At 34.2% G+C, this 8,456-nt stretch carries 14 protein-coding genes; 9 read left to right on the forward strand and 5 right to left on the reverse strand.

Annotated features, from left to right (window positions below; genetic code table 11):
• The 5 genes from CDG59_RS14645 to CDG59_RS14665 form a co-directional block, all read left to right on the forward strand.
• On the forward strand, positions 1-261 hold a 261-nt coding region (locus CDG59_RS14645), incomplete at its 5' end, for a helix-turn-helix domain-containing protein (protein WP_205666462.1).
• Positions 248-1,144: a reverse transcriptase family protein gene (locus CDG59_RS14650; protein ID WP_086249602.1), complete on the forward strand. Its 897-nt coding sequence runs from the start codon at positions 248-250 to the stop codon at positions 1,142-1,144. The genes CDG59_RS14645 and CDG59_RS14650, both read left to right, overlap by 14 nt.
• A 169-nt stretch (positions 1,145-1,313) precedes the next feature.
• Positions 1,314-1,571, forward strand: coding sequence for a hypothetical protein (locus CDG59_RS14655; RefSeq protein ID WP_086249601.1), 258 nt, complete (start codon positions 1,314-1,316; stop codon positions 1,569-1,571).
• Between the two features lie 2 nt (positions 1,572-1,573).
• Complete coding sequence (locus CDG59_RS14660; protein WP_086249600.1) at positions 1,574-1,837, forward strand: hypothetical protein; 264 nt, start codon at positions 1,574-1,576, stop codon at positions 1,835-1,837.
• Positions 1,827-2,582 carry a hypothetical protein gene (locus tag CDG59_RS14665; RefSeq protein WP_143225233.1) on the forward strand — a complete coding sequence of 252 codons (756 nt, stop codon included), beginning with the start codon at positions 1,827-1,829 and terminating at the stop codon, positions 2,580-2,582. Before CDG59_RS14660 ends, CDG59_RS14665 begins: the two co-directional genes overlap by 11 nt.
• Before the next feature lie 66 nt (positions 2,583-2,648).
• Here the strand turns inward: CDG59_RS14665 and CDG59_RS14670 are convergent, their stop codons facing one another.
• From CDG59_RS14670 to repM, 4 genes are all read right to left on the reverse strand, one after another.
• Positions 2,649-3,152, reverse strand: a complete 504-nt coding sequence (locus tag CDG59_RS14670) for a GNAT family N-acetyltransferase (RefSeq protein ID WP_159455817.1) — start codon at positions 3,150-3,152, stop codon at positions 2,649-2,651.
• Positions 3,097-3,444 carry a DUF1778 domain-containing protein gene (locus tag CDG59_RS14675; RefSeq protein WP_016659742.1) on the reverse strand — a complete coding sequence of 116 codons (348 nt, stop codon included), beginning with the start codon at positions 3,442-3,444 and terminating at the stop codon, positions 3,097-3,099. The genes CDG59_RS14670 and CDG59_RS14675 overlap by 56 nt, the downstream gene beginning before the upstream one ends.
• A gap of 517 nt (positions 3,445-3,961) precedes the next feature.
• A complete protein-coding gene (locus CDG59_RS14680) occupies positions 3,962-4,507 on the reverse strand; it encodes a plasmid replication DNA-binding protein (protein WP_086249597.1) in 546 nt (181 codons plus the stop codon).
• Between the two features lie 68 nt (positions 4,508-4,575).
• Complete coding sequence (repM, locus tag CDG59_RS14685; RefSeq protein WP_086249596.1) at positions 4,576-5,511, reverse strand: replication initiation protein RepM; 936 nt, start codon at positions 5,509-5,511, stop codon at positions 4,576-4,578.
• A gap of 1,146 nt (positions 5,512-6,657) precedes the next feature.
• Between repM and CDG59_RS14695 the strand changes: the two genes are divergently transcribed.
• Positions 6,658-7,047, forward strand: coding sequence for a hypothetical protein (locus CDG59_RS14695; protein WP_060513603.1), 390 nt, complete (start codon positions 6,658-6,660; stop codon positions 7,045-7,047).
• Positions 7,040-7,192, forward strand: a complete 153-nt coding sequence (locus CDG59_RS15590) for a zinc ribbon domain-containing protein (RefSeq protein WP_227519138.1) — start codon at positions 7,040-7,042, stop codon at positions 7,190-7,192. Before CDG59_RS14695 ends, CDG59_RS15590 begins: the two co-directional genes overlap by 8 nt.
• Positions 7,193-7,376: 184 nt before the next feature.
• On the opposite strand, the gene CDG59_RS14700 is transcribed toward CDG59_RS15590, so the two are convergent.
• On the reverse strand, positions 7,377-7,625 hold the full coding sequence (locus CDG59_RS14700; protein WP_171291931.1) for a hypothetical protein: 249 nt from the start codon (positions 7,623-7,625) through the stop codon (positions 7,377-7,379).
• A gap of 504 nt (positions 7,626-8,129) precedes the next feature.
• Here CDG59_RS14700 and CDG59_RS15335 point away from each other — a divergent pair.
• Both CDG59_RS15335 and CDG59_RS14705 read left to right on the forward strand, forming a co-directional pair.
• A complete protein-coding gene (locus CDG59_RS15335; protein ID WP_016659749.1) occupies positions 8,130-8,297 on the forward strand; it encodes a hypothetical protein in 168 nt (55 codons plus the stop codon).
• Positions 8,298-8,337: 40 nt separating this feature from the next.
• Positions 8,338-8,456: helix-turn-helix domain-containing protein (locus CDG59_RS14705; protein ID WP_143225234.1), on the forward strand; the 119-nt coding region annotated here is incomplete at its 3' end.

Consider the following 8,456-nt stretch of genomic DNA (forward strand, 5'->3'; position numbering starts at 1 on the left):
ATATCTCAAACAGATTTATCTACTCAATTGGGAATATCAAATTCTTATTTATCTGAAATTGAGAAAGGTAAAAAAAAACCTAGTTTAGAAATTCTTGAAAAGTATTCTAAACAGTTCGATATGCCTCTATCTTCTCTTTTATTTTTTTCAGAAAAACTAGATGACGGTCAACCTTTATCAGTAGCAACTAAATTCAGGCTAGCTTCTGCTAAAAAAATTGTTCGTCTTATGGAATGGTTATCTGATAATGACAAATCTTAGCTATGCTCCTTTAAACTATGTTGAAAAGTTTTCTCTCGAGGAGAGAAAACTTTTCAACATAAAAAGTAAAAAATATTTAGCTTTCGTATTGAAAGAAGAGCGATCTCTCCTGAAAGAAATATCTAAGAATGTTCAAGAGTTTTATCGATTTGCACCAAAAACCATTGAAAAAAATGGAAAAAAGAAAACCCGTAATATTGAAGAACCTAATTTTATTTTAAAGCCGATACATAGAAAGATTCATATATTACTTAGTGAAATTCCAGCGCCAGATTATTTATTTTCAAAGAAAAAGTCTTCTTGTGTACTTAATGCTAAAGCACATGTGAATTGTCATGGCTCGACATTAAATATAGATATAGAGAACTTTTTCCCCTCAACATCTCGTATCAGAGTACAACAATTTTTTGGTTATTTTTTGCAGTACCCAAGAGATGTGGCAGATTTCATGGCAGATATATGCACTGTGAATAACCATATCCCAACAGGGAGTCCATTAAGCTTAATGCTAGCATTTTGGGCTAATAAGCCGATGTTTGATGAGTTAAATAAACTAGCTGCTAGTCGTAAAATAAAAATGACAATTTATGTAGATGATATTTCATTTACAGGGGTTGCTGTAAATGACAGTTTCAAAAATAAAGTGACTGAAATAGTCAATAGATATAATCATAGTATAAACCCTGATAAAGTTAGATTTTTCAGTGAAAAATTAAGATTTATCAATGGAATAGCTGTAAGTAAAGATGGCTTGCGGCCTAGTAATAAATTATCCAAAGAAATACGATCTCTTAAAAATATAAGAGAGGTACAAAATGCTAATACATTAGGGGGGAAACTTAATTATATGAACTATATTAAAGCGATAGATTTAACTGTATAGGCAATCTTTGCACCAATAAGCTAAATAAGAGATGGTTTATGTGTCTAGAATTCTAGTAGCTATTCAGTCAGTATATTATTTATTGAATGATTTTAAGTAATTACTTAAGAAAAAAACCATTTCACTGTAAAATTAAAAATAATTTTTATTCATTAGAATTGGGTGAAGAATGTCCAATAGAGATTTTGCTCATCGCTTACAAATGAAGTTTGGTCTGTCCTATACAGAGCCTACAGATTTTCAAATTTCACAAATTAGAGCTGATGTTTTAAGAATTGTTAATCAGCAAGGTAGACAACCTACACTTACGGAATGGACACGAATAGTTGGTAGCTATTGCCGAAGTATTGGTACTCATGCTCGTATGGGCGTTGACAATACTGATTTAAATTTATTGTTGCAGTTAGCAATCCAGAGTGGGAAGTAATAATGAGTCTTGATAATTTCAAAAGAAAAGTACGTGAATATTTTTCAATCCTTTCTGTAACGCCTGAAATTTCAGATAACGAATGGTTGAATTTCGCTAAGAAACTTGAGTCAGAGAAGCCATTAAATAGGGCTCAAGCAAATAGCCTTCTACATAAACATTTTCCTGATCATAAATTTACAGTTTTATGTCTTGATAGTATTGATAATTCAGACGTCAATGCACTGTTGTTAATGGCTATTAATGCGAATAAAAGTGCAAAATAATTCGTACTCTAAATTTGAAGAAGAGCATTCAGAGCTGAAGTCTATTTATATGGATAAGCTTAGGGATGTATGTGAAAAAAAAGCTGAAGATAGTTTAACGATGTTAGATGTTTCTGACTATATGTCTGTCTCATCTAAATATTTTGGTCTACCTGAAAAATATTCTCACGATATTCTTGCTGAAAAAAGGTACTTACGAGGTTTTAAAATTAGTAGCTTTGCTGATGATTGTTTTTCAATTCTAGAAACCTATGTATTTCACACCATCCTTTTGAAAGATTTGCTTCTGAAGTATTCAGGGATGGAGTTGAAGGATGTACTTTCTACGAAAACACTTACCAATACTCAAAGAGTCGTTGTGAAGTATTCAAGTCATGGTAGTGATAGTTTGAAAGAAAAATTCATTAAAAATGAATTAAGTACTCATGGATTTGATGTGAAAAATGCTAAAGATGAACTTGATCTTCCTTTAAAAGATATAGTTCTCATCATTGTAGGTATTGTAGGTTTTATTATTGTTTTTATTTTGGCGTTTGTTTTTCCGACACCAACTGCATGGCAACAGTTTATTCAGAGAACAATTGTATCGCTATCATTAGCAATTTTAATAGCCACTTTGCCGGGATTTGTTAGTTTGGATATAAGGGCTAAATTGGAAGAAAATAGAGTTAAAATAATTGCAGGAGGATCTTTTGCTATCTTCCTAATTATTTACTTTTTTAATCCTGCCTTTATGCCTGCCTAATTTTTTATAGCAGACTATTAAGATTCTCTGCTAATTTGGGATTAGCAGAGAATGCTCAAATCTAACTTATACTTTTAGGTATAACTGTAATGGGTTATCAACCATAGATTCAAAGCCATATGCTTCATAGTATTTTTTGGCTTCTTCGTGTAGAGCATCTACAACGATAAAAACACAACCACCATTCTGTTTGGATATCTGAGCGCGATAGAAAACTTCGGCCATTAGAATTTTACCGAACCCCTGTTTAGCAAAATTCTTATCAATCGCCAGTCGTGATAAACGCAGGATTGGAACAACATTGGGAAGCTTTAACTTCTTTTTTGTACTTTCTGTTAAACCAGAACAGTCAAGTTGTCCATGTGTTAGAGAGTAATACCCAATTAACGGGTGTAAAGGATCTGTTGACGGAAGTAGAAACGAGGGTGTAATCCCTTTCTTATTATGTTGCCCCATCGTATTTACTAAATATTCATTTAGTGATGGTTCCCCACAATCAAATTTCTCGCGAAAGTCATTGATCTCCTGTTTTGCCATATCGGCGTATGGAATTGCTAATGTTACTGACATTGTTGGCTGTTTCCTCATATAGACGAAGAGCATCCTGTAAATAAGGATTGACGATTGCTGGCTCTTCTAATTTTGCTTGTAACCAACCAGCCTGATCTTCAGTCACATTGATCCACTGCATATTGTGTTTATCAATAGTATCTTGTGCCTGTTGAAGCGCTGATTGAACCATAAAACTATTTATTGTTTGCCCTGTGACTTCAGCAGCTTTGGATATAACTGCATAAATCTCATGGCTAACTCTTGCTGAAATTCTTTCTCTCGAATTGTCATGCAATTTGGTATTGATCACTTTTGAACTCCTAATTGAATTAAATATTTACCTTGTTTAAGACTGAAACGGTTACATCACAGTGATTCGAATGAAATAACAGTTTTTCATCGGCGTTGGACTGTCATAAAACAGCGACACGCTAAGATGAATGGATTATACATCTTTTATGTGATGGTGCCAAATTGGCACCATCATTATTTGAACATATTATAAGCAGTCATGCAATTTTTTTAATGTAAAAAAGAAAAAGCCGAATAACTTTTGGAAGTTATTCGGCTTTTTCTTTAAATACGGTTATAAAAACTAAAATTACCATAGCGATAATTTTAAACTTATGCATTCTTTAAGATTTCCTAAAATTAACATAATGCACGTTATACGTAATGCTTGAAATTTTCCTATAAGTATCAATATCTTATCCGAAACCATGACGGGGTTCAGCGCACTGTCATGGTTTCTTTGTGATTTTTCACGTTCCACGCCTATTCTTTAATCAATGTTTCACAACTTTGATTAGCATACCTAAACAAGCCTCTTAGCCATTCGGCAAGAAAAACCGGCTTAACCATCCTCTTTTCGGCTGCTCCGGTTCAACCTGCTCCGGCACTGGAATGCGCTTATTTTCTGTTTCGACCGGAGTAGTCAATCCGTCATGTTTCGGCTCAGTTTCTGGCCGAGGATCCGTTGCTATATCTTGGCTAGATTTCTGATCGGTAAACGTAGTTATATTGGTTTTTGGGGCTTCTAGCAGTCGTTGTATAGCTTCTATTTGATTGTCTTTTGCTTCTAGCTGTTCTCGTTGGAAAACTTCTCGCTCATGTGCAAGTTCTAGCTGTTTTTTTAGTATGTCTACCTGCTGTTTTAGCATGTCTACTTCTGTCTCTTTTTGTACCGCAGTAGACTGTAACGGGGTTACATTATTATTTTTATTAGATGGTTCGCCAAATACTCTTATGGCTTCAGATAAATCTATTTTCCCATCACTATTTTTTGATAAATCTCCTTTATTTATACGCTTATAAATACTTTGTCGATTCATCCCATAAAGTTGTGATAACTCAATAACAGATAGTGCTTTCATTATGTAACCCAAGTAAAAATCTGTATGCTTGTAGACAATAATTAATCATGTAACGTTACATCAGTATTTTAACGATAGCCAACTTTTTCAAGATAAGGATGTAATTCTTGAAACTTAGCAGGATCTTGAAGCATTTCAGCAATTCTTATTGCAAACTGTTGATAGCTTTCAGTGCCCTGAGAGTATTTCCCCATTTCAGGTAATTCCGAAAGCTTGTTAGCAAATAAGTGGCGTTGAGCATCTGTTATTCTGGAAAAAATATCTAATGTATTGGGATCTTTCTTACGTTCTATTGCTTTGTTCTGATTTCTTTTTTGTTTGAAGCTAAAAGAGAACCCAGAAATGGAGCGACCTTCTTTATGCTGTTCAACTTTAACGATGATATCTGTATGTTCATTTATTTGTTTGACTGCTGCTTCAAGTACACGTCGTTTAAATGTATCTAGTCTTGGGTAATCATCTGAAGTTAAGCCAAGCTTCGAACGAAAGTCAGAAACTTCAAATATAGGAGTGTTACCGACTTCACGCCATGCTATAAGCAACTCATAGAGTCGAATGGCATATTTTCCTGTTAATTGGGTAACTTGTTTTAACTGATAACTTGTAAATTGTTTTTCTAAACGTGTAATTAAAGGGACTACATCCATTGTAAAAGTAACCTCTAAGGTTGCTGCATCATCAATATAAGAAATATTTTGAACCCATCGAGAAATTACTTTCTTTGATTTTCCTGTTTTTTCATCAATTGTTTGGTAGCTAAACTGTCTACCAAAAAGGTTAGTAACTGCTGTTTTTAGGGCTTTGTAGGCGGCATGCTTACTAACATTAAATCTGCTCATATAGTCACTGGCATGGATCCGTAGCCTAGTGTTTGCATCAATCCCTGTTTTTGTTTCTCTTGCTTGTAAGATAGCCAGTAGAATTAACCGTTGTTCTACGGTATCTAAATTATAACTCGCATTAATTAAAGCATTATCTTTTACTATTAATTCACTGGTAGGCATTTACTACACCTTTATTATACGTGGTGTTATTACACCATCATTAATCAATGGTGTAAATAGGTGACTTTTTGGTGTGGTATAGGTGACTTTTTGGTGTGGTATAGGTGACTTTTTGGTGTGGTATAGGTGACTTTTTGGTGTGGTATATCCCTTGTATATACTATAAATAAAGGCTTACAGCAGATCTAAAAGCATTTAAAAGCATTAAAAATTATTAAAAGCATTGGGAATGAAAAATTGCCCTTGGTTTTCGCTACGCTCAAACTCTATTGAATCTCGCTTTCGCTCGATTCCTGGGGCAATTTTTTAGATCATCCTGTTGTGACTTTTAGAAAAAGCAAAAGCAACTCGGAATTCGCTTCGCTCATAAAGCTTTTTTACTCGCTACGCTCGATCTAGGCCCAATTTTCTGCATGTGATTTACGCTTATTTAGGCTTCACAGCCTAAAAAGCTGTTTTTCAGAGAGTCGAGGTGCGAATTTTGTTGCTTCGCTCGTAGACACTCGCTCTATTCATCCCGATTAGAACAAAAATAGCCTCTATTTAGCCCTCATTTGCGTTTTTTGACCTGATTACTCATTTCAATAGTAGATTCTATGTTTTAAGTAAAAATGTGGCTGAAATCGCATGTAAGAGCGTTTTAACGTGGGTTTTATTTTTGATCTGTAGGCTAGAGTTCCCGTTTATAGATTTTTCCCTTAGAAACACAATAGCCAGGATCTCTTTTGGTCAAGCACTATCTTTACTGTCAGTTAAGTCAATTAAATGGATTGGGAGCCGGTACATACCGGCAATTTTTGGTTCACACATCACGCATCTAAAGATAAAAGCTCCAAAGCCTTATGCTATAAGGGATACAGCGATTTTTCATCTGCCTGGAAAGCGTTTACGCTTTTAGCATGATTTTTGTTATCTTTCATAGACTTAGCTGTAAACACTTTTTATTGCGAATAAAGTGCAATATTTACTTACAAAACAATAAGATAGATTGTAATCACCTTTGTTTACGCTTTTATGTGAATTTCTCTTTTTATATTAGCTATTTAACCTGTAATCATTAAAACTTAACACAGTGTTTACTTATATTTGATAGTTACTTTTTAGAAATTAGGTGCTTAGATTGAAAACAAATGATAGGAGTTTTTCATGAACAGTACTCGAACCGTTGCCGTCAGATTAGACAATCAGGTTGCACAAGAATATGAGCGTTTGGCTCAGTTGAAGGGCGATAAATTAGGGACTTATCTGCGGGATCTTCTGACCAGTAATTTACAGATGGCCAGCATTGAGCGACAAGTCAGTCGGATTGAAACACTTGTGAATGATTTTGAAAAAGATATTAATCGGTCATTGGATCAATTTACCCAAGCTAATTCTTTGAATGAAAATTTATTAGGAGATTTGGGGGAAATATACATGTTTCAAATAGGCATTCTTATGAAGCTACAAACAGAGAAATATGAGATTCGAGGAATGCAGGCTAAAGGAAAAATTCATGCTAAGGCTAGCTATCTGAAAGGAAAAAATCATGAGTAATATTATTCAACTTTCTAAACCATGTGCTTTCTGTGATTCAAGAGACAACGTACAGCTTTTTGCAGGGCTGATGCTTTGCGGAAATTGTCAGGACAATATGCATAGGAAAACGAAAAACTCTTGGAATATGAATGTCGGGAGGTAAATTTTTTTCTCAACATGGAATAGGTCTTCATCATTTGATAAATATTTAATTTCAGGGTCTTTTTCTTCATTCATAAGCTGATAATAGAAATGCGAATATATGTTAATAGGGGCGTGTTAAACGAAAATTTGAAATTCAGAAAGTAAAAAAGCTAGCCCATTAGACTAGCTTCTTAACCTTGAAATTATCTTTCCTTGTTGGACTGTGCAAGTACTGATGCTGCTAGGGTTTTCGTGGTATCGCTATATTTATCACTCTGTAAGACATTAGATGCTTTTGTTTCCATTGTACTACCTGTTTGCTTATCCGAATTTGCTTGAGATAAGGCTGAAGCAGCTAACTGTTTTTGAATTGCTGAAGATGAAGGATCACGTAATACCTCAGATGCTAATGAACCAACATTTTTTGACGTTTGTTTGCCATTTTTTGACATAACTATTTCCATGAAATTAAAAGTAATCTCATGATCATAATAAATATTTCATTGTGATCAATATTTGTTCGGGAGAAGAGCGTCTTAAGTTGTCGTATATCTTAGGGTTTTTTAGAACATAGCTGCGTATAAGAGATTTTATGTTGAATAGCCTTTGAGTTTGAGCATGTGATTTATGTATAGATCGAATTACTTTTTAGATACAAATTTATTTCGCAAATAGCGAATTTTAGTGTTGTATTTGTGAAAAAAATAACTCATATTAATTGGGTTACTGCTAGATGCTTATAACCCGTTTTTTTATTTAAACCGAAAGGTTTGGAGGCTTAGCCTCAAACTCTGGGGGGATACGGTTCTTTCGATAAGATCTGACCGATAAAACCACAGTAGTGACACTTGCTAACGGAGCAAGTGTCACTTTTTAGAGGGTGAAAATCTGAAAACATAGTGTCATTTCCATAAATGCTAACGGGACCAATTTTGGTTCATTTATGGAGTAATAAAATGATGTTCAGTAGCTTTCAGATGCCATCTAAATGGCAAACGATTAAGAAAAAAATTTTTAGTCGTAAGTTCTTGTGGGGCTTGATTAAATTGTTAACTTACCTTGCACGAGTTATCGTGAAAGTACTAGGTGGCGATGATTTTGATGACCCTTCGAACTCTGTTTAGATGGTTCTCTTTAAAAAAGACAATCAATGGGACTCAAACGATGATTAATGATGCCTTAGTTGCTATACGCAAGTATCACGGCATATCTCAAACAGATTTATCTACTCAATTGGGAATATCAAATTCTTATTTATCTGAAATTGAGAAAGGTAAAAAAAA

It is taken from the genome of Acinetobacter sp. WCHA29 (genome assembly GCF_002165335.1).
GTDB lineage: Bacteria > Pseudomonadota > Gammaproteobacteria > Pseudomonadales > Moraxellaceae > Acinetobacter.

Excerpts from the sequence above, each read along its gene's own strand:
- CDG59_RS14650 (WP_086249602.1), top strand. The coding sequence starts at position 248 with ATGACAAATCTTAGCTATGCTCCTTTAAACTATGTTGAAAAGTTTTCT.
- CDG59_RS14655 (WP_086249601.1), top strand. The coding sequence starts at position 1,314 with ATGTCCAATAGAGATTTTGCTCATCGCTTACAAATGAAGTTTGGTCTG.
- CDG59_RS14660 (WP_086249600.1), top strand. The coding sequence starts at position 1,574 with ATGAGTCTTGATAATTTCAAAAGAAAAGTACGTGAATATTTTTCAATC.
- CDG59_RS14670 (WP_159455817.1), bottom strand. The coding sequence starts at position 3,152 with ATGTCAGTAACATTAGCAATTCCATACGCCGATATGGCAAAACAGGAG.
- CDG59_RS14680 (WP_086249597.1), bottom strand. The coding sequence starts at position 4,507 with ATGAAAGCACTATCTGTTATTGAGTTATCACAACTTTATGGGATGAAT.
- repM (WP_086249596.1), bottom strand. The coding sequence starts at position 5,511 with ATGCCTACCAGTGAATTAATAGTAAAAGATAATGCTTTAATTAATGCG.
- CDG59_RS14695 (WP_060513603.1), top strand. The coding sequence starts at position 6,658 with ATGAACAGTACTCGAACCGTTGCCGTCAGATTAGACAATCAGGTTGCA.
- CDG59_RS15590 (WP_227519138.1), top strand. The coding sequence starts at position 7,040 with ATGAGTAATATTATTCAACTTTCTAAACCATGTGCTTTCTGTGATTCA.
- CDG59_RS14700 (WP_171291931.1), bottom strand. The coding sequence starts at position 7,625 with ATGTCAAAAAATGGCAAACAAACGTCAAAAAATGTTGGTTCATTAGCA.
- CDG59_RS15335 (WP_016659749.1), top strand. The coding sequence starts at position 8,130 with ATGATGTTCAGTAGCTTTCAGATGCCATCTAAATGGCAAACGATTAAG.